The sequence below is a fragment of the Pseudomonas sp. GW821-FHT07F05 genome (assembly GCF_059418765.1).
This window is the reverse complement of sequence record NZ_JBWKQL010000014.1, coordinates 88,932-107,854: the sequence shown is the minus strand read 5'-3', so window position 1 is coordinate 107,854 and position 18,923 is coordinate 88,932. Positions and strand designations below refer to the sequence as shown.

Sequence of the window (18,923 nt, the reverse complement as noted above, 5' to 3'; positions counted from 1 at the left end):
GCTGTCTGGCATCAAACACACCCCCTGTGGGAGCGAGATTGCTCGCGAAGGCGGCGATTCAGGCGCTAGAGATGCAGCGGGGTGTCTCGACCCCTTCGCGAGCAAGCTCGCTCCCACAATTTTTGTGTCCACAGGTAGAACTGCGGCGTTGTCATGTTCATGAGAGTGAGCTTGCTCACGAAGGCAGTGTGTCTGCCAACATCGATGTCACAGACCACCCCCCATCGCGAACAGGCGTGCTCTAGCGTAGATTGGCGTGCGCTGTAGATGCCGGCAGAGTTCGGTGCCTCAAGGAACCCTGATGTAAGCTCACAGTCGCATGATCACATCGCAACGGCGTCCGGCGGCGCGGTGTCGCAACGGCATTGGCACAAGGAGCTTGCATGCCCGCCCAACCCTTCTTTTTTCATGGTCGTCTGACCGTTCTTTCCCTCGGTCTGTGCCTGGCCGTGCTTGCTGGCTGCGGGAAGGAAAAGCCCCAGGAACCGGTGCGCGCACGCGTGCAGGCCCAGGAGGTCAAGACGGCCGATTTCGCTGCGGACGTCGCGCTGACCGGCGATGTCCAGGCGCGGGTGCAGACCCAGCTTTCATTCCGGGTGGGCGGCAAGATCATTCAGCGCACGGTCGACGTGGGCGATCGGGTGTCGGCCAAACAAGTGCTGGCCAAACTCGACCCCAAAGACCTGCAGACCAACGTCGACTCCGCCCTCGCTGCCGTTGCCGCCGAGCAGGCGCGCGTGAAACAGACTTCCGCCGCCTTCGTGCGTCAGGAAAAGCTCTTGCCCAAGGGCTACACCAGCCGCAGTGAATACGATTCCGCCCAAGCCCAGCTTCGTGGCAGTCAGAGCGCGCTCAAAGCCGCCCAGGCGCAACTGGCCAACGCCCGCGAGCAACTGGGCTACACCGCATTGATCGCCGATGCGCCGGGCATCATTACCGCGCGGCAGGCCGAAGTGGGGCAGGTCGTACAGCCCACCGCGCCGATCTTCAGCCTGGCCCGCGATGGCGAGCGCGACGCCGTGTTCAACGTTTACGAGTCGCTGTTCGTCAACCCGCCGACCGACCAGCCGGTCGAAGTGACGCTGCTGGACAACCCGAAGGTCAAGGCCGTCGGCAAGGTGCGCGAAGTCACGCCAGCCGTATCGGCGCAAACCGGCACGCTGCAAGTGAAGATCGCCCTCACCTCGCTGCCGCCGGGCATGGATCTGGGTTCGGTGGTCAGTGCCGCGCTGAGCGTGCCGGCCAGGACCAGCGTCGAGCTGCCGTGGTCCGCGCTGACCAAAGGCCTGGGCGATCAGCTCGGCAAGCCGGCGGTGTGGGTGGTCGATGGGGATAACAAGGTCAGCCTGCGCAGCGTCACGGTCGGGCGCTACCTGACCGGCAAAGTGATCATTGTCGACGGTTTGAAGAATGGTGAAAAAGTGGTCGTTGCCGGTAACCAGTTGCTGCACCCGGACATGCAGGTGGAGCTCGCCGACGTGTACCCCGATGCCTCGAAACAGCTGACAGGAGCCCAGCAATGAAGCGCTTGTCGGGGGTTGTGCTGGCGGGCCTGTTGTTGAGCGCATGCAGCAAGGAAGAGCCGGCACCCGAGCCGGTTCGGCCGGTGCTGTTCATTGAGGTGAAACCCCAGGCTCAGGAAAGCCTGGGTCGTTTCGCCGGGAACATCGCCGCGCGCTATGAAAGCACTCTGGGCTTTCGCGTCTCGGGTCGCATTGCCCAGCGCAGCGTCGACGTCGGCGCACAGGTCAAGAAGGGCGACATGCTCGCCGTGCTCGACCCGACGGACCAACAGAACCAAGTGCGCTCGACCCAGGGCGATCTCGCCCGGGTCGAAGCCCAGCTGATCAACGCCCAGGCCAACGCCCGTCGGCAACAAGAGTTGTTTGATCGCGGCGTTGGCGCCCAGGCCGCGCTGGATGTCGCGGTCACCGACCTGAAAACCACTCAATCTTCCTACGATCAGGCCAAGGCCGCGATGCAACAGGCCAAGGATCAACTGAGCTACAGCGAGCTGCGCGCCGATCACGATGCCGTCGTCACCGAATGGAAAGTCGAGGCCGGCCAAGTGGTCAGCGCGGGCGAGCAGGTGGTGACACTGGCGCGCCCGGACATCAAAGAGGCGGTCATTGATTTGCCGGCGCAACTGAGTGATCAACTGCCCAGCGACGTGGTGTTCAAAGTCGCCAGCCAGCTGGAGCCAGAGATCAACACCACCGCAACCGTGCGAGAACTCGAGCCCCAGGCCGAAAGCACCACCCGCACCCGTCGCGCACGTTTGACCCTGGCGGATACGCCGGCGGCCTTCCGTCTGGGCACAGCGATCAGCGTCACCCTGAGCTCGGCGATCAAACCGCGCATCGAATTGCCCGCCACGACCGTTCAGGAGATCGACGGCAAGACGCAGATCTGGGTCATCGACGTGCAGAACCAGACCGTTTCCCCACGCGTCGTCACAGTCGTCAGCCGCAGTGATGATTCAGTGGTACTGGCCGGTGGGGTCAACAACGGCGATCGAGTTGTGACCGCCGGGGTCAATAGCCTCAAGCCGGGGCAGAAAATCAAAGTCGATAAGGAAAGCCCGCGATGAAAGGGAAGTTCAACCTCTCCGATTGGGCGATCAAGCATCAGTCTTTCGTTTGGTACCTGATGTTCGTCGGCCTGCTGATGGGCGTGTTTTCCTACATGAACCTGGGTCGTGAAGAAGACCCTTCGTTCACCATCAAGACCATGGTCATACAAACCCGCTGGCCGGGCGCGACCGTGGATGAAACCCTGGAGCAGGTCACCGACCGCATCGAGAAAAAGCTCGAAGAGCTCGACTCCCTCGATTACGTGAAGAGCTACACCCGGCCGGGCGAGTCCACTGTTATGGTTTACCTGCGCGACACCACCAGCGCTGAGGCCATTCCCGAAATCTGGTACCAGGTTCGCAAGAAGATCGATGACATTCGCGGGCAGTTCCCCCAAGGTATTCAGGGCCCGGCGTTCAACGATGAGTTCGGCGACGTTTACGGATCGATTTACGCCTTCACCTCCGACGGCCTGACCCTGCGCCAGTTACGCGACTACGTGGAACAAGTGCGCGTCCAGATTCGCGACGTGCCGGGTCTGGGCAAAGTCGAAATGATCGGCGAGCAGGACGAAGTGCTGTACCTGAACTTCTCCACTCGCAAACTGGCGGCACTGGGCCTTGATCAGCGCCAGGTCGTGCAGAGCCTGCAATCACAAAACACCGTGACGCCCGCCGGGGTCATCGAGGCCGGTCCGGAGCGCATTTCCGTGCGCACCTCCGGCCAGTTCGCCTCGGAAAAAGACCTCGAAAACGTCAACCTGCGCCTCAACGATCGCTTCTATCGCTTGAGCGACATCGCCGAAATCACCCGCGGCTATGTGGATCCGCCCAAGCCGTTGTTCCGCTTCGACGGCAAGCCTGCCATCGGCCTGGCCATCGCCATGAAGAAGGGCGGCAACGTTCAGGAGTTCGGCAAACAGCTGCACGAACGCATGAGCGCGGCGACCGCCGACCTGCCGATTGGCGTCGGCGTGCATGTGGTGTCCGATCAGGCGCAGGTGGTCGAGAAGGCCGTCGGCGGCTTCACCAGCGCGCTGTTTGAAGCGGTGGTGATCGTGCTGATCGTCAGCTTCATCAGCCTTGGCATGCGTGCGGGGCTGGTGGTGGCCTGCTCGATTCCGTTGGTGCTGGCGATGGTCTTCGTGTTCATGGAGTACAGCGGCATCACCATGCAGCGTATTTCCCTGGGCGCCCTGATTATTGCCCTTGGCCTGTTGGTCGATGACGCGATGATCACGGTGGAGATGATGGTGTCGCGCCTTGAAAAAGGCGAAACCAAAGCCCAGGCCGCGACGTACGCCTACACCTCGACGGCCTTCCCGATGCTCACCGGTACGCTGGTGACGGTTGCGGGCTTCGTGCCGATCGGCCTGAACGCCAGCTCGGCGGGGGAATACACCTTCACCCTGTTCGCGGTGATTGCCGTCGCCATGCTGGTGTCGTGGGTCGTTGCCGTGCTGTTCGCCCCGGTGATCGGCGTGCACATCCTTAGCGAAAACGTGAAGAAGCACGACGAAAACGCCAAGCCCGGACGCATCGCCAGAGCCTTCAACGGCTCGATGTTCTGGGCCATGCGTCATCGCTGGCTGACCATCATCATCACGATTTTGCTATTTGCCACGTCGCTGTTCTGCATGCGCTTCGTGCAGAACCAATTCTTCCCGTCATCGGACCGCCCGGAGATTCTGGTCGACCTCAACCTGCCGCAGAACGCATCGATCAACGAGACGCGCCGCGCGGTGGACAAGCTCGAGGCGACCCTCAAGGACGATCCGGACATCGTCAGCTGGAGCACCTACATCGGCGAAGGCGCGGTGCGTTTCTACCTGCCGCTGGATCAGCAGCTGGAAAACCCGTATTACGCACAGTTGGTGATCGTCAGCAAAGGGCTGGAAGAGCGCGGCGCGTTGACCGAGCGCTTGCAAAAACGCTTGCGTGACGACTTCGTCGGCATCGGCACTTATGTGCAGGCGCTGGAAATGGGGCCGCCGGTGGGGCGCCCGATTCAGTACCGGGTCAGCGGCGAGAACATTGATGAAGTGCGCCAGCACGCCATCGAACTCGCCACCCTGCTCGACAAGAATCAACACATCGGCGAGATGATCTACGACTGGAACGAGCCCGGGAAAGTCCTGCGCATCGACATCAATCAGGACAAGGCGCGGCAGTTGGGGCTGTCGTCCGAGGATGTTGCGCAGCTGATGAACAGCGTCGTGACCGGCTCGGCGGTGACCCAGGTGCGCGACGACATCTACCTGATCAATGTCGTCGGGCGCGCGGTGGATGCCGAGCGCGGGTCGCCGGAAACCCTGCAGAACCTGCAGATCGTTACGCCCCAGGGCACGTCGATTCCGCTGCTGGCGTTTGCCAACGTGCGCTACGAGCTGGAACAGCCGCTGGTGTGGCGTCGCGATCGCAAACCGACGATCACGCTCAAGGCGGCCGTGAGCGACGATATGCAGCCGACCGACCTGGTCAAGGAGCTCAAGCCCGAGATCGACAAATTCGCCGCCGGTTTGCCGGTGGGCTACAAGGTCGCCACGGGCGGCACGGTGGAGGAGAGCGGCAAGGCTCAAGGGCCGATCGCCAAGGTCGTGCCGTTGATGATCTTCCTGATGGCGACCTTCCTGATGATCCAGCTGCACAGCGTGCAGAAGATGTTCATCGTCGCCAGTGTGGCGCCGTTGGGATTGATCGGCGTGGTGCTCGCGCTGGTGCCGACCGGAACGCCGATGGGCTTTGTGGCGATCCTCGGGATTCTGGCGCTGATCGGCATCATCATCCGCAACTCGGTGATTCTGGTGACCCAGATTCATGAGTACGAGGTGGCGGGCTATCTGCCGTGGGATGCGGTGGCGGAAGCGACCGAACACCGGCGCCGTCCGATCCTGCTGACCGCTGCGGCGGCGAGCCTGGGCATGATCCCGATCGCCCGCGAAGTGTTCTGGGGGCCAATGGCTTACGCAATGATCGGCGGGATCATCATTGCAACCCTGCTGACGTTGCTGTTCCTGCCGGCGCTGTACGTGGCCTGGTACAAGATCAAGGAGCCGAGTGAGGAGGAGCGGCGCAAACATCAGGAACGCCAGCAGGAAGAGCAACACCGCCGTGATGACGATACGGACGACGGCGCGTCCTCTCCCGCGCATTAATACCTATGGTTCAGGCGGAAGCGGTCGGGTGGCCACTTCCGCTTTTTATCTGCGCACCGGTGAGGGGGGGTGTCAGGTCAGCTCGAAATCTTTGAAATGCACCTGCCCTGCCTGAGTTTTCAACTTTTCCGGATCAGAGACGGTGTGTACCTGCACGGTCACCGTAGTGGCAGGGATCGGTTTGCGGTTCATCTCGAGAGTGACTTCCGTCCACTCCTCGGTTGCTACCGAAATGTCACCAAACGCCTCGGCGCTCCCGACCGTACTGATCAGCACCCCATAACTGAATACTATGGAATCGCCGGGCTTTATAATTTCCCCGGCCCGCACATAAAAACTAAATTGGCTGGGTTTATAATTGCCCTCCGGGAGGGACTGGGACAGACCGGCTGCCTTTGCCAGCTGCACGTAGTAAACCGCCCCCTCTTTCTTGATCTCCCCAGTGACCTCAGTGGGGGTGATGGTCCAGGGCTCTAATTCGCCCGATGCGAAGTCACTGTTTTTCAATAAATTACTCATCGTCATTCCCTTGCTGATTGGCGATTGGCAGCCTGTGTTCATCAGGCAACCGGATCGTGGTTGGCACTCATGGCGCGGGTCCAGTGTGTGCGCGGGGACAGGAAGGGGCTACTGTCAGAAATGACAGTCCCGGACCCCCGTCAATTGAGCGAGCATTTGCGAGGTGGGGCAAGGCCAGTCGTGATTTAGGAACGGTCCGACAGACACTCGTCGGTCCCTGCCTTACTGTGCCCCGCTGAATCGCTTCGCGGGGCTCGACATGTCTTTTTCCTTGGTACGCTTGTGTGTCTGCCTCTTGTTGGGCTGGATGCTCCCATTCGGCAGTTCGGCTGAAACGTTGGAAAACGACTTCTGGCGGGTGGACGTTGACCCGCAGACACTCGCGGTCCGCGTCTCGCCGAGCGGGCAATCTGCTTTGCAAGCGTCAAGCGGGGTCAAGGCGCATCGCGTCAGTGAGCTCAAGACTTCGCAGGACTACCTCGCGTGGCAGTGGGACGAGGGCGCCTGGCATCTCGAAGCCCGGCTGCAGCAACGTGACCTTTTGCTGACCATCAAGGCCCGGAATACGGGGGTACTGGAGTTCCTGAATCAGCCAGGCGACGCCATGGGCAAAGCGCTGATCTGGCCGATGGCCGAGGGGCATTATGTCCCTCGGGGGAACACTGTCTGGCAGCAGTTTCTTGCGACCCAGGGCGAGATCAATACCACACAGGACCTCAGTCTCCCGTTATGGAGCATGGACCACGGCGCATTCACCCTGACCTGGCTGTTGACCCATCCATTCAACAACCGCCTTCGTTTGCATCCCCAAGGTGACGCCCTGGGTTTGTCCGCCCGACATGAGTTCACGGCGCTGGATCTCAGCACGCCAATGACCTTTCGCCTGTCGCTGGATGCCGCCGATCCGCTCGCTGGCGCAAGGCGTTACCGGCAGTGGCTCATCGACAATGGAGAATATCAGACGCTGGAAAGCAAGTTCGAGAAAACCCCAGAGGGGCGCAAGCTGCTCGGCGCCGCTCACCTGTATCTGTGGGGCAACGACCTGTTGGCCCTTGATGATATTCAGTCCTGGGGGCGTCTGACTCAGGTACTTGCGTCCGACGACCCACTGGCTGTGCAGTTGCGCAACCGGCTGGATAAAGAAGCCCTGGTTTTGCTGAGTGGCAGCCAGGGACAATTGCAGCGCTGGCAACAAGTCGCGCTGCTGCGCAGTCTCAACAGCGCGTTCAGCTCTGTCGCAAGACAAGCATGGCAACGTGATGCCCAGCCCGACGTGTCGCGGTTGACGTCGCGTTACGGTGAGCTTCGCGGGGAAGTCGCCCGTCTGTTTGCCGGCGCCCTCGCGGATGACCCGTCGACATGGGGCGGCGCGCTGTCCCTGAAGGGTATCGAGAGCCTGCAAGCATCTGGTTTGTCACGCCTGTGGCTGGGGCTCGGCGAAGGTTGGGAGGGAGGTCTCTGGCATCCCGAAGCCGTTCGCGCCGCTGTGCAGGCGGGGTATCTGATTGCGCCCTATGACTCCTACGAAACGGCTCTGGCGACCCATGAAAACCCGGACTGGGTGACCGCTCACCTGGGCAGCGACGCACACCGTCAATGCGCCATTGTGCTGAAGGACGGAACGTTCAAAGCCGGTTTTCAACAGTCCGGGCATTACACCGATCCGCGTTGTGTCCGGCCTTTAATGGAGGCGCGGGTTACAGCTGTCCAGGCCGCTGCCGGTTTCAATAGCTGGTTTTTGGACGCCTATGCCACGGGGATGCTGTTCGACAGCTATCGGCCCGGCGCGACCATGACCGAGATGCAAAACGCCGCCGCTAATGTCAGTGCTTCGCAGTGGGTGGCTGAGGCCCGAGCGCTGCCCTCAGGTTCCGAGGACGGCAATGCTGTCACCGCCCAAGGCATCCTTTTCGCCCACGGCATGCAGACGCCGGTGATCGGATGGGGTGATCCGGAGCTCAGCCAGCACAAGTCCTCCCGCTGGTACCTGGGCAGTTGGTACCCGCCGGAGCAGCCGGACGTGTTCTTCAAACCGGTACCGATCAAGGAGCCTTATCGCACCATTCACTTCAATCCGACGACCCGCCTGCCGCTCTATCAGGCCGTGTTCCATGGATCGGTCATCACGACTCATCACTGGCTTTTTGACAGCCTGAAACTGGTCAATGTCAGGCAGGAGAACGAGCTCGCCCAGTTGCTCTACAACGTGCCGCCGCTGTATCACCTGAGCAGCGCGACGCTGGGCGAGCGGTTGCCGGTGATGCAGCGTCAGGATCGGTTTTTCCGGCCACTGCATGAGCGCCTTGGTACCCAGGCGATGACGGCGTTCAGTTGGCTGACGCTTGATCGCCAAGTTCAGCAGACCACGTTCGCGGACGGAACGAGGCTGGTGGCGAACTTCGATGGTGGGACGCGTGAGGTGGGGACGACCCGGTATACAGGGCATAGCGTGACGGCGATTGCGCCTGACGGAGCGGTCAGCGTCTATCACGCAACGGACGAGGGCGGCTGATGCGCCAGGTTTTCCGAGTCTTGCTACGGGAGACCTGTAGCGGTCAGACCTTGCGCCACACGCTCGCCAGCCATGGCTGTTGATCTTTCGGCAATCCCGGCGGTCGGTAGTAATGCTCGACTTCGGTGAACCCGGCCTCGGTCAGTAACGCGCTCCACGACTCCAGATCATGGAACGCGCCATAGCGCTCGCCTTTCCAGCCTTCCTGATTGTCGCCTCGGGGATTGGAGCTGAACAGCACGCCGCCGGGCTTGAGTGCGGCGCGCAACTCACGCAGCACCCGAGGCAATTCCTGACGCGGTACGTGGAACAGCGAGGCGTTGGCGAAGATGCCGTCGAAGCGTTCCGCGGGCAGATCAAGTTCCAGGAAGTTCTGGTGCAGCACCTCGCAGCCGCTGTCGGCGCGGGCCATCTCGGCGAAGCGTTCGGAGCCATCCAGGCCAGTGGCGATGTGGCCCATGGCAGTGAAGGTCTGCAGATCACGGCCAGGCCCGCAGCCGAAATCCAGAATCTGAAACGGCGCCGGGCCTGTGAGATTGCGCACCAGCGCATCAATGTTCTGGCTCACATCGTGGTCACGCGTACCTTCGCGAAAACCCTCGGCGACATCGTTGTAGTTGCCGAGGGTAGTGGCCGTGATCTGAGCGAGGTCGGTTTGATCAAGTTTCATGAGGTGGTTGTCTGGGCGAATAAGGCCGCCAATATACCCCGCTCCCGAATTGCAATCTCCTGGCGGGACTGCACGCCGTTAGTGGGACCGGCTGGCAGCGCCATCAATTTTGCAGTGTGGCGCCTGACGCTTTTCCGGCTAAAGCCGGTCCCACGAACGCACGCCGTTAGTAGGACCGGCTTCAGCCGGGAAGAGGCCCGTGGCAGCGCCATCAATTTTGCAGGGTGACGCCTGACGCTTTCCCGGCTAAAGCCAGTCCTACTGAATGAACGCATGCTGTTAGTCGGACCGGCTTCAGCCGGGAAGAGGCCCGTGGCAGCGCCATCAACTTTGCAGGGTGACGCCTCACGCTTTCCCGGCTAAAGCCAGTCCTACTGAATGAACGCATGCCGATAGTGGGACCGGATTCAGCCAGTCCTGCAGGGAAGGCGCTCTTTGATCAGCGCTTGTTCAGTCGCAATGCCAATCGATCCCCGCCCAACTGAATCACCGCTACCAGGATCACGAGCAACACGATCACGGTGAGCATCACCTGCGTATCAAACCGCTGATAACCGTAGCGATAAGCGATGTCGCCCAGGCCGCCCGCGCCGATGGCACCGGCCATGGCCGACGAATTGATCATTGTCACAATGGTGATGGTAAATCCGCCGACGATGCCCGGCAGCGCTTCGGGCAACAGCACGTGCCAGACGATGTGCCACCGGCGGCAGCCCATCGCTTGTGCCGCTTCGATCAGGCCGTGGTCCACCTCGCGCAGGCTGACTTCCGCAATACGCGCGAAGAATGGCGTCGACGCGATGGTCAGCGGCACCACCGCCGCCCACACGCCGTAGGTCGTGCCGACGATCAGCCGCGTGAACGGAATCAGCGCGACCATCAGAATCAGGAACGGCACCGAACGAAAAATATTCACGAACGCGCCCAGCACCCGGTTCACATTGGGCGCCTCAAAAATGCCTCCCTTGCCGCTGGTGACCAGAATCACCGCCAGTGGAATGCCCAGAATCAACGCAATCAGCGACGACACGCCCACCATCAGAAAGGTGTCGATGACGCCCTGCCACAGACGATCAAGCCACATAACCCAATACCTCCGCGTGCTGCGCGTGTTTGCGGGCACGATTGAGCAATTCGTCCGCCGACAGCGGCGAATGACTTACCGCCAGCAGCAGGTGACCCAGCGCACGCCCCTGAATGCGTTCGACGCCGCCATGCAGCAGGCTCACCCGCCCGCCAAATGCATTGAACAGTGCCGACAAATCAGGCTCCTTGCCGTCGCTGCCGGTGAATTGCAGGTCCAGCACAACGCTGACGTGTTGTTCGGATGGCTGCGGCTGCAAGCGCGCCTGCAAATCCTCCGGCAGCGCATGTTGCAGCGGCGCCAGCAGCGTCTTGCTCACTTCATGCTGCGGGTTGCCGAACACCTGCCAGACCGGGCCCTGCTCGACGACCTCACCTTTTTCCAGCACCACCACCCGGTCACAGATCTCCCGGATCACCGCCATCTCGTGGGTGATCAAAATGATCGTCAGGCCCAGGCGCTGATTGATCTCGCGCAGCAGGCCGAGAATCGATTGCGTGGTTTCCGGGTCGAGGGCCGAGGTCGCCTCGTCGCACAGCAGAATCGCTGGATCATGCACCAGCGCCCGGGCAATGCCGACGCGCTGCTTCTGCCCGCCCGACAATTGCGCGGGATAGGCGGTGTGCTTGCCTTCCAGCCCCACCAATGCCAGCAGCTCGGCGACTTTGCGCTGACGCTGCGCCTTCGGCACGCCCGCAACTTTGAGCGGCAGCTCGACGTTCTGCCAAACGGTCTTGGCCGACATCAGATTGAAATGCTGAAAGATCATGCCGATGCGTCGGCGCAGCGCCACCAGCGTGTCTTCGTTGAAGTCGCCGATGTCCACCTGATCGATCTGCACGCGTCCGCTGCTGGGTTTTTCCAGGCGATTGATGGTGCGAATCAGCGACGATTTGCCTGCGCCGCTGCGGCCGATGATGCCGAAGACTTCGCCGCGCTGGATATCCAGATCGATGCCCTGCAGCGCCGGCACCGGCCCTTGCGGCCCTTGATAGACCTTGCCCAGATTGATGAAGCGCACATGGGCGTGTTGCTTCTGCGGGTGCAGTTCGGCTTGCTCGGCGGCATGGGGAGCTGCAGCACCCTCAAGCGTCAAAGTGCGTTGCGCGGATGCCGTCATGATCAGTTCTTCCAGCCAACCTGATACAGCGAGCCATTGACCTTATCCAGCGAGGCTCGCACGACCGGCGAGTGTTGGTAGATGTCGATGAACTTGGCCAGACGCGGGTCATCCTTGTGGTCGGGCTTGATGACGAACTGAATCACGTACTCCGGGTGATCGAGGCCGTCGAACAGAATCGCCGAGCCAGCATCGAAGGTCTTCGACAGACGAATGTAGGCCGGGTAGCCCTGCACCAGATCGGCATCGTCATAGGCGCGCACCAGCTGCACGGCTTCGACCTGGATCAGCTTGATCTTCTTCGGGTTGGCGGTGATGTCGTCTTCGGTGGCCTTGTAACCCACGCCCGGTTTCAACGTGATCAAGCCGGCCTTGGCCAACAGTTGCAGGCCGCGTCCGCTATTGATCGGGTCATTGGCGATTGCGACGGTGGCGCCGGTTGGCAGCTCATCGAAGCTTTTGTACTTCTTCGAGTACAGCCCGACATTGTTGATGATGCCCGGCGCGTACGGCACCAGATCAAAACCCGACGCCGCTTTGGCGTTTTCCAGAAACGGGATGTGCTGGAAGTAGTTCACGTCAATGTCGCCGGCGTTGAGGCTGACGTTGGGCGCGATCCAGTCGGTGAATTCCACCAGCTCCACCTTCAGGCCTTGTTTATCGGCTTCGGCGACGGCCGCTTCCAGCGGGATGGCAAACGCAGCCGTGGTGCCGACTTTGAGCGGTTGATCGGCAGCGTGGGTGACGCCGGCAAACAGGCCCAGGGACAGGGCGAGGGTGAGGAGGGTTTTGGTCATGGGTGGTAATCCGGGTCAGTGGTCTGGTTTGAATTCTTGGGTGTCTGTGGAGCCGTCTTCGCGAGCAAGCTCGCTCCCACGGAGTTCGAGCTCGCTCACGCCTGTGATGGGGTGAGTGTCCTGAAGCTCGCCCCCGCATGCCGTTCCGGCAGTCGAGCGTTGCCGTCCTCAAACAGCTTCTCGCGCAAGGTGCCGTGCTCGTAGGCGGTCTTGTACGAGCCGCGCCGTTGCAGCTCGGGGATCACCAGATCGATGAAATCCTCGTAGCTCTCCGGGGTGACGATGCGGGTCAGGTTGAAGCCGTCCAGGCCGGTTTCGGCAATCCACGATTCCAGCTCGTCGGCGACCTGCCCGGGCGAGCCGATCAGCGTGATGTAACGGCCGCCGAGGGCGTGTTGATCGAGCAGCTTCTGGCGGGTCCAGTCGTTGTTCTTGAGAATCTTCGTGGCCGACTGAATGGCGTTGCCTTTCACGTGCTGGATCGGCTCGTCGAGCTCGTAGTCGGCAAAGTCGATGCCGGTGGACGCAGCAAAATGCGCGAGCCCTGCCTCGGCGCTGGCGTAGTTCAGGTACTCCGCGTGCTTGGCCCGCGCCGCTTCTTCGGTGGGGCCGACGATGACGTTGAGGCCCATGAACACTTTGATGTCATCGGGGTTGCGCCCGGCGGCCACGGCACTGGCGCGGACCTTGTCGACCTGCTCGCGGGTCGCGGGTTTGTTCTGCGCGCTGATGAACACGCACTCGGCGTTGCTGCCGGCAAACTGCAAACCGCGCTCGGAACTCCCGGCCTGAAACAGCACCGGTGTGCGCTGCGGCGACGGCTCGCACAGGTGATAACCCTCCACCTGATAGAACTCGCCGCTGTGCCGCACGTAATGGACTTTTTCCGGCTGGGCGTAGACGCGCGCCTGACGGTCCTCGATGACTGCGTCGTCCTCCCAACTGCCTTCCCACAGCTTGTACAAAACCTCCAGGTATTCATCGGCCTGGTCGTAGCGGCGGTCGTGTTCGATCTGCTCGGTCAGGCCCATCGCGCGCGCGGCGCTGTCCAGATAGCCGGTGACGATGTTCCAGCCCACGCGGCCGCGGGTCAGGTGATCCAGCGTCGACATGCGCCGGGCGAACAGATAGGGCGCCTCGTAGGTGAGGTTGGCGGTCAGGCCGAAGCCGAGGTTTTTGGTGACTGCGGCCATGGCCGATACCAGCAGCAGCGGATCATTCACCGGCAACTGGATCGACTCCTTCAGGGTGACGTCCACCGACTTCTGATAGACGTCATAGACCCCGACGATGTCCGCAATAAACAAGCCGTCAAACAGCCCGCGCTCCAGCAGCTGCGCCAGTTCGGTCCAGTATTCGAGGGTCTTGTACTGGGTGGACGTATCCCGTGGGTGTGTCCAGAAACCGTGGTTGATGTGGCCGATGCAGTTCATGTTGAACGCGTTGAGCAGGATCTTTTTCTTGCTCATCAGATCGTCCCCCGGCGTGGCGGGTTGACGTCATTGAGGTAGTAGTTGCCGATGGCGTGATACTTCCAGCGCACCGGGTCGTGCAACGTGTGGACCCGCGCGTTGCGCCAGTGCCGGTCAAGGCCGTGCTCCGCCAGCGTGGCCTGGGAACCGGCGAGTTCGAACAAGGTGCTGCCGGCTTCCAATGAGATGTCGGTGCTGATCGCCCGCGCCTCCGCGACCGCAATCGATGCCTGGGCCAGATTATCGGCTGTGGTGTCGGCCTGGGCCCGATCCAGGAATTCCCCCGAACGTTCGAGCAAGGCTTCGGCGGCGTGCAGGCGAATGCCGAGCTTGCCGAAGCTGTGCAGCGTCAGCGGGTCATCGACGGCTTTTTCGATGCCGGAATCGATCCAGGGCCGCGTGCGGGTGCGCACAAAATGCAGTGCGTCTTCAAAGGCAGCGCGGGCGATGCCGGTGTCGATGGCCGCATGGAGGATTTGTGCGAGAGGGCCGACGGTGGTTGGGCGCTCGAAGGCGGTCTGAAACGGCACCACGTCGTCGGCGTCAACGTACACGTTATCGAACACCACCGAGCCGCTGCCCGTGGTGCGCTGGCCGAAGCCGCTCCAGTCGTCGATCACGCTCAGCCCTGCGGCGTTCGCCGGCACGAATGCCAACTGCTGCACGCCGTTGTCATCAACGACCGAAGTGGGTATGCGTTGAGCGTAAAGCGCGCCGGTGGCGTAGAACTTGCGGCCGTTGATGCGCCAGCCGTTGCCGTCGCGGCTCAGTCGGGTGGTGCGGTCGTGGGCGGTTTTGGTGCCCAGTTCAGCCAGCGCGTTACCGAAGCGCTGACCGGCGAGGACCTCGGCGTACAGCCGCGCCTGCTGCGCCGGGCTGCCATTCACCCGCAGCACTTCCAGCGCATAAAAGTGGTTCTGTGGAATTTGCCCCAGAGAGGCGTCGGCGGCAGAGATGATCCGAATGACCTCGGCCAGGGTGACATTGGACACGCCAGCGCCGCCAAAGGCCTTTGGCACACTGATGCCCCACAGTCCCGAGCGGGAAAACGCCTCCAGTTCCTGATGGGGCAGGCGACGTTCGCGATCACGCGTCGCGCTCTGTTGCTTGAAATCTTCCGCCAGCGTGCGGGCGATACGCAGCGCCTCGGCGTCGTCACGAATGATCGCGGTCACGGCGGTAGCCTGCGTGTCACGCGGCAAGGTTTGAAGGCTCATAGGTGTGCTTCCAGTGGTCTGGTTATATCCAGGAGTGACGGGCGGGCAGGGCGCCGTTCAAGTGCCAGGCGCCGACGGCGTGGACCTTCCAGCGCACCGGGTCGTGGAGGGTGTGAACCCGCGCGTTGCGCCAGTGACGATCGAGATCGAATTCGGCCAGCGTCGCGCGACTGCCCGACAGCTCGAACAGCTTTTCGCTGGCCTGCAGGGCGATTTGCGTGGTCAGCACCTTGGCTTCGGCGACCACGATGGACGCCCGCGCCGCTGAGTGTTCGTCGATGGGTTCGGCGGCGATGTCATCCAGCGCGCGGCCGGCCTTGCGCAACAGCGCTTCGGCGGCGTGCAGCTCGAGTTTCAGCTTGCCGATGTCAGCGATCACATACGGATCGTCGCCAGCACGCTCGACATTGGCGTCGATCCACGGCCGCGAACGCTCGCGCACAAAACGAATGCTTTCGTCGATGGCTTCCCGGGCAATGCCCGCATCGATGGCGGCCTGAATCAGTTGCGAGACCGCGCCCTGAATGTTCGGAGACAGGCCCAGCTTCCAGTTATCAACAACCAGTTCGCCACTCACGCGCACGTTTTCCAGCAGCACGCTGCCGCTGGCGGTGGTGCGCTGACCGAAGCCGGACCAGTCGTCGATGATGTGCAGCCCCGGCGTCCCGCGAGGCACGAACACCAGCACTTGTTTGCCGTCGTCATTGATGGCCTTGACCGCCACCCAGTGGGCGAACAGCGCGCCGGTCGAGTAGAACTTGCGGCCATTGAGCAAAAACTGATCACCGTCCGCAGTTATTCGCGTTCTGACGTCGAGGGTGTTTTTGGTCCCGCGTTCGGGGCCGCCGTTGCCGATACGTGCGCCGCCGAGCACGCTGGCGAACAGGTTTTCTTTCTGCGCCTCGGTGGCGCTGCCGATCAGCGAGTTGAGAATCCCGAAATGGTTTTGCGGAATCTGGCCCACGGCAGGGTCAGCCGCCGAGAGGATGGCGAAGACCTCGGCCACGGTTACGAACGACACCTGCGGCCCGCCGTATGCGCGCGGTACCGAGATGCTGCCCAGGCCGCTGCGGCTGAACAGCTCGATTTCCGACCAGGGCAGTTGCCGCTCGCGGTCACGGGTGGCGGCATGGGTGCGCACGATGGCGGCCAGTTCATGGGCCGCGGCAAGGGCATCGGCGTCGTTGCGCAGTACGTTGGCAGGGAGCAGGGGAGGAGCCACGTCCAGGGTGTGCTGGACAGAAAGGGCGTTCAGATCAGTCATGGTGGTGACCTTCACGAGCGCGAGCACTGGGGTCGTTGTGCTTGACCATTCGAACCTCGAATCAATACCGCGATAGCGGCGGGAAAATTGACGATGGTCCGGTGGTCCGGTGCATATACCCTAAGCGTGTATAAAAATTAAATAAACTCACATTTAGGAATAAGCATAGAAGGCGAAATGGTGGCTGCCGGCGCCAGCGCAGTGGCTTGCGTGTAGGTCAGGCATGAACCGAAGGCCAGTGCCAGAATCATGTACTTGACGATATGTCTGCAGGGCATGGCGAACACCTTGTGAAGGGTTTCACCGCAGGCTAGCAGCCCGTTCCCGCGTATCCAGGGGCAAGCTGTAGGACGCTGATGGAGATGATGTGGGAGGTTTCTTCTCTGTGGCTGATACGTGGCGCCGTTCACGATTGAAGCACGCCAGGCGGCAGACGTATCGCGGCGCGCCGAGGGTGCGCCGCGACAGCGTCTTGAGCGAGGTCGATATCAAGCTCCGACCTCATCGGTCATGTCGGTCGATACCTTGATCAATCGCGCCGGCGCCCAGCGCGAGTTATTACCGACCCGGTCAATCACGCAATAACTCACTTCCAGGTGCGGATCATCGCCCGCCTCGCGCACCAATTCTGCTGGTACTTCAACCACGATGGGCAGGCCGACGTCTTCTTGGGTGAGCGCTGGCAGATCCAGACGCATGTCGCCCCAGCGAAGAGTGATTTCATCATAGGCATCCATGTTGGGATAAGCGTCGAGGGTGAGCTGTACGCCCTCATCGAAGTGGCGCGCAGTCAAACCGTCCTGCATGACCGACTCGGCGAACGTCACCGGTGCCAGTCCCTGATTCTCATTGCCCTCGCCGCTGACCAATTGACCGCCGGGAATCTCCAGTTTGACCCATAGCTTGGCGCCGGGAGATTTAATGGGTTCGCTGCCAATTTTGGTAACGCGATAGTAGGTTTTCACTTTTCCACTTCGAAGAAAACTTTCGGGTACATGTAGGACGGATGTGTGCCCGATGTCGGACTCCGATAAAAGTTTTGAGGCGGCATAACAGCCTCCCCAAAACAATTCGATCAAATCACCGCAGTCCATCTCTGGCCAGGGGTCGATGTGCACTCGCAGATCGGCCGCCGCCAGGGCGCCAATCCCATGCTTGTTCGACTGCGGAAGATACGGCGCCATCAACTTGAAAGACTGAGTCATTACAGGGATACGGATCATCTTTTAATACTCTTCGAATGCGTGCCTGGATCAAGGCAAGTCAGGTGATTAATTCATTGCAACTGCAGCGTGATAACGACTGGCACTAGTACACGCCGGGATGCATAGGCATGGCAAACATTACAAACGGTGGTAATTAGTGGGTTGCTGATCTGGAAAAAGAATAAACCGAGAGCGATTTCAGCTAATTGTGTTGCGGTGTTTGTGTCAACAGTCATTAAGTTTTTAAAGTGTGTGTAACGCAAATGCAGAAGTTTCCTACAGTTGGGCGTTGCTTATGGGGAGGGGGGTGCGACTGTGGTCCTACCTGAGCCGCCGGGCGCGCCGTATTCCGCAGTCAGCAGGCTAATGAAAAGTGTCAGCGACAGTTATTTGTGGGCGAGGAAATGGTCAATCAACGTTGCGGGGAAGTAGAGACAGTGAGCGCTGTTCGTATTGAAAAAACAGATAGATTGATGACGGCTAGCCGGCGTTGAAATAGTAGGACTTTTAGTGGGTCAACGCTTTTCTAAATATGAACGACAAAGAAAACGGCGCCTATTGGCGCCGTTTTAAACACATAACGTGTCGGACTAATTCCTGCTGCGCTCAAGAAACTGCCTTGTGCGTTCTTCTTTGGGGTTGGCGAACAGCTCTTTCGCTTCGCCCTGTTCAACGATGACGCCCTTGTCGATGAAGATCACCCGGTTGGCGACGTCCCGCGCGAAGCTCATCTCGTGGGTCACGATCACCATCGTGCGTTTCTCCAGGGCGAGGGCGTGAATGGTATTCAGCACCTCGCCCACCAGCTCGGGATCGAGCGCCGACGTCGGTTCATCAAACAGAATGACCTCCGGCTCCATGGCCAGCGCCCGGGCAATCGCCACACGCTGTTGTTGACCACCGGACAACCGACGCGGATAAGCGCCTTCTTTACCCGCGAGGCCGACCTTCGCCAACAGCGTGCGGCCCAGCTCGATGGCCTGTTCGCGCGGCATCTTCTTGACCACAGTGGGGCCTTCGATGACGTTTTCCAGCGCGGTGCGGTGGGGGAACAGATTGAAGTTCTGGAAGACGAACCCGACATGCTGGCGCAGTTGCCGGATAAGACCCTGCTGCTGGCTCAACGGTCGGCTCAAATCGACTTTGATGTCGCCCACGACAATGCTGCCGCTCGTAGGCACTTCCAGCAGATTCAGGCAGCGCAGCAGCGTCGTTTTACCCGAACCGCTAGGGCCGATGATCGCTACCACTTCGCCCGGCTCGACCGTCAGGTCAATGCCTTTGAGCACTTCGTTGCCCTTGAATTGCTTGGTCAGTTTTTCAACCGTGATCATGC

The 18,923-nt window shown here is 61.1% G+C and carries 14 protein-coding genes; 4 read left to right on the top strand and 10 right to left on the bottom strand.

The annotated features are described in order from the left end of the window. Positions 1-383 precede the first annotated feature (383 nt). From AC07RO_RS23170 to AC07RO_RS23160, 3 genes are read left to right on the top strand one after another with little or no spacing between them, the layout of a single operon-like run. Positions 384-1,523, top strand: coding sequence for an efflux RND transporter periplasmic adaptor subunit (locus AC07RO_RS23170; RefSeq protein WP_346630890.1), 1,140 nt, complete (start codon positions 384-386; stop codon positions 1,521-1,523). Further along, entirely contained in the window at positions 1,520-2,590 is a 1,071-nt protein-coding gene (locus AC07RO_RS23165) for an efflux RND transporter periplasmic adaptor subunit (RefSeq protein ID WP_495087156.1), read from the top strand. The genes AC07RO_RS23170 and AC07RO_RS23165 overlap by 4 nt, the downstream gene beginning before the upstream one ends. Beyond that, the gene (locus AC07RO_RS23160) at positions 2,587-5,727 is read left to right on the top strand and encodes an efflux RND transporter permease subunit (RefSeq protein ID WP_192173030.1); all 3,141 of its coding nucleotides are present in this window, start codon (positions 2,587-2,589) and stop codon (positions 5,725-5,727) included. Before AC07RO_RS23165 ends, AC07RO_RS23160 begins: the two co-directional genes overlap by 4 nt. Before the next feature lie 72 nt (positions 5,728-5,799). Here the strand turns inward: AC07RO_RS23160 and AC07RO_RS23155 are convergent, their stop codons facing one another. Next, a complete protein-coding gene (locus AC07RO_RS23155) occupies positions 5,800-6,246 on the bottom strand; it encodes a carbohydrate binding domain-containing protein (RefSeq protein ID WP_495087155.1) in 447 nt (148 codons plus the stop codon). 259 nt (positions 6,247-6,505) lie between these two features. On the opposite strand from AC07RO_RS23155, the gene AC07RO_RS23150 reads away from it, so the two are divergent. Next, a complete protein-coding gene (locus AC07RO_RS23150; protein WP_495087154.1) occupies positions 6,506-8,758 on the top strand; it encodes a glycoside hydrolase in 2,253 nt (750 codons plus the stop codon). A gap of 43 nt (positions 8,759-8,801) precedes the next feature. Here the strand turns inward: AC07RO_RS23150 and AC07RO_RS23145 are convergent, their stop codons facing one another. The 9 genes from AC07RO_RS23145 to tcyN form a co-directional block, all read right to left on the bottom strand. Continuing rightward, the gene (locus AC07RO_RS23145) at positions 8,802-9,428 is read right to left on the bottom strand and encodes a class I SAM-dependent methyltransferase (RefSeq protein ID WP_495087153.1); all 627 of its coding nucleotides are present in this window, start codon (positions 9,426-9,428) and stop codon (positions 8,802-8,804) included. A 439-nt stretch (positions 9,429-9,867) separates the two neighbouring features. Next, the gene (locus AC07RO_RS23140) at positions 9,868-10,512 is read right to left on the bottom strand and encodes a methionine ABC transporter permease (protein WP_122536756.1); all 645 of its coding nucleotides are present in this window, start codon (positions 10,510-10,512) and stop codon (positions 9,868-9,870) included. Then, entirely contained in the window at positions 10,502-11,632 is a 1,131-nt protein-coding gene (locus AC07RO_RS23135) for a methionine ABC transporter ATP-binding protein (RefSeq protein ID WP_495087152.1), read from the bottom strand. Before AC07RO_RS23135 ends, AC07RO_RS23140 begins: the two co-directional genes overlap by 11 nt. A gap of 2 nt (positions 11,633-11,634) precedes the next feature. Then, positions 11,635-12,429: a MetQ/NlpA family ABC transporter substrate-binding protein gene (locus tag AC07RO_RS23130; protein WP_192173025.1), complete on the bottom strand. Its 795-nt coding sequence runs from the start codon at positions 12,427-12,429 to the stop codon at positions 11,635-11,637. A 95-nt stretch (positions 12,430-12,524) separates the two neighbouring features. Further along, positions 12,525-13,898, bottom strand: coding sequence for an LLM class flavin-dependent oxidoreductase (locus AC07RO_RS23125; protein ID WP_495087151.1), 1,374 nt, complete (start codon positions 13,896-13,898; stop codon positions 12,525-12,527). Further along, positions 13,898-15,103 (bottom strand): SfnB family sulfur acquisition oxidoreductase, encoded by a 1,206-nt coding sequence (locus tag AC07RO_RS23120; RefSeq protein ID WP_495087176.1) that lies wholly within the window; start codon positions 15,101-15,103, stop codon positions 13,898-13,900. Before AC07RO_RS23120 ends, AC07RO_RS23125 begins: the two co-directional genes overlap by 1 nt. A gap of 37 nt (positions 15,104-15,140) precedes the next feature. Next, positions 15,141-16,382: an SfnB family sulfur acquisition oxidoreductase gene (locus tag AC07RO_RS23115; RefSeq protein ID WP_495087150.1), complete on the bottom strand. Its 1,242-nt coding sequence runs from the start codon at positions 16,380-16,382 to the stop codon at positions 15,141-15,143. Between the two features lie 488 nt (positions 16,383-16,870). Next, entirely contained in the window at positions 16,871-17,605 is a 735-nt protein-coding gene (locus AC07RO_RS23110) for a hypothetical protein (RefSeq protein WP_495087149.1), read from the bottom strand. A gap of 572 nt (positions 17,606-18,177) precedes the next feature. Then, entirely contained in the window at positions 18,178-18,921 is a 744-nt protein-coding gene (tcyN, locus tag AC07RO_RS23105) for an L-cystine ABC transporter ATP-binding protein TcyN (protein ID WP_495087148.1), read from the bottom strand. Positions 18,922-18,923: the final 2 nt, after the last annotated feature.

What these genes read in the sequence shown, in the direction of transcription:
- AC07RO_RS23170 (WP_346630890.1), top strand. Translation starts at nt 384, where the DNA reads ATGCCCGCCCAACCCTTCTTTTTTCATGGTCGTCTGACCGTTCTTTCC.
- AC07RO_RS23165 (WP_495087156.1), top strand. Translation starts at nt 1,520, where the DNA reads ATGAAGCGCTTGTCGGGGGTTGTGCTGGCGGGCCTGTTGTTGAGCGCA.
- AC07RO_RS23160 (WP_192173030.1), top strand. Translation starts at nt 2,587, where the DNA reads ATGAAAGGGAAGTTCAACCTCTCCGATTGGGCGATCAAGCATCAGTCT.
- AC07RO_RS23155 (WP_495087155.1), bottom strand. Translation starts at nt 6,246, where the DNA reads ATGAGTAATTTATTGAAAAACAGTGACTTCGCATCGGGCGAATTAGAG.
- AC07RO_RS23150 (WP_495087154.1), top strand. Translation starts at nt 6,506, where the DNA reads ATGTCTTTTTCCTTGGTACGCTTGTGTGTCTGCCTCTTGTTGGGCTGG.
- AC07RO_RS23145 (WP_495087153.1), bottom strand. Translation starts at nt 9,428, where the DNA reads ATGAAACTTGATCAAACCGACCTCGCTCAGATCACGGCCACTACCCTC.
- AC07RO_RS23140 (WP_122536756.1), bottom strand. Translation starts at nt 10,512, where the DNA reads ATGTGGCTTGATCGTCTGTGGCAGGGCGTCATCGACACCTTTCTGATG.
- AC07RO_RS23135 (WP_495087152.1), bottom strand. Translation starts at nt 11,632, where the DNA reads ATGACGGCATCCGCGCAACGCACTTTGACGCTTGAGGGTGCTGCAGCT.
- AC07RO_RS23130 (WP_192173025.1), bottom strand. Translation starts at nt 12,429, where the DNA reads ATGACCAAAACCCTCCTCACCCTCGCCCTGTCCCTGGGCCTGTTTGCC.
- AC07RO_RS23125 (WP_495087151.1), bottom strand. Translation starts at nt 13,898, where the DNA reads ATGAGCAAGAAAAAGATCCTGCTCAACGCGTTCAACATGAACTGCATC.
- AC07RO_RS23115 (WP_495087150.1), bottom strand. Translation starts at nt 16,382, where the DNA reads ATGACTGATCTGAACGCCCTTTCTGTCCAGCACACCCTGGACGTGGCT.
- AC07RO_RS23110 (WP_495087149.1), bottom strand. Translation starts at nt 17,605, where the DNA reads ATGATCCGTATCCCTGTAATGACTCAGTCTTTCAAGTTGATGGCGCCG.
- tcyN (WP_495087148.1), bottom strand. Translation starts at nt 18,921, where the DNA reads ATGATCACGGTTGAAAAACTGACCAAGCAATTCAAGGGCAACGAAGTG.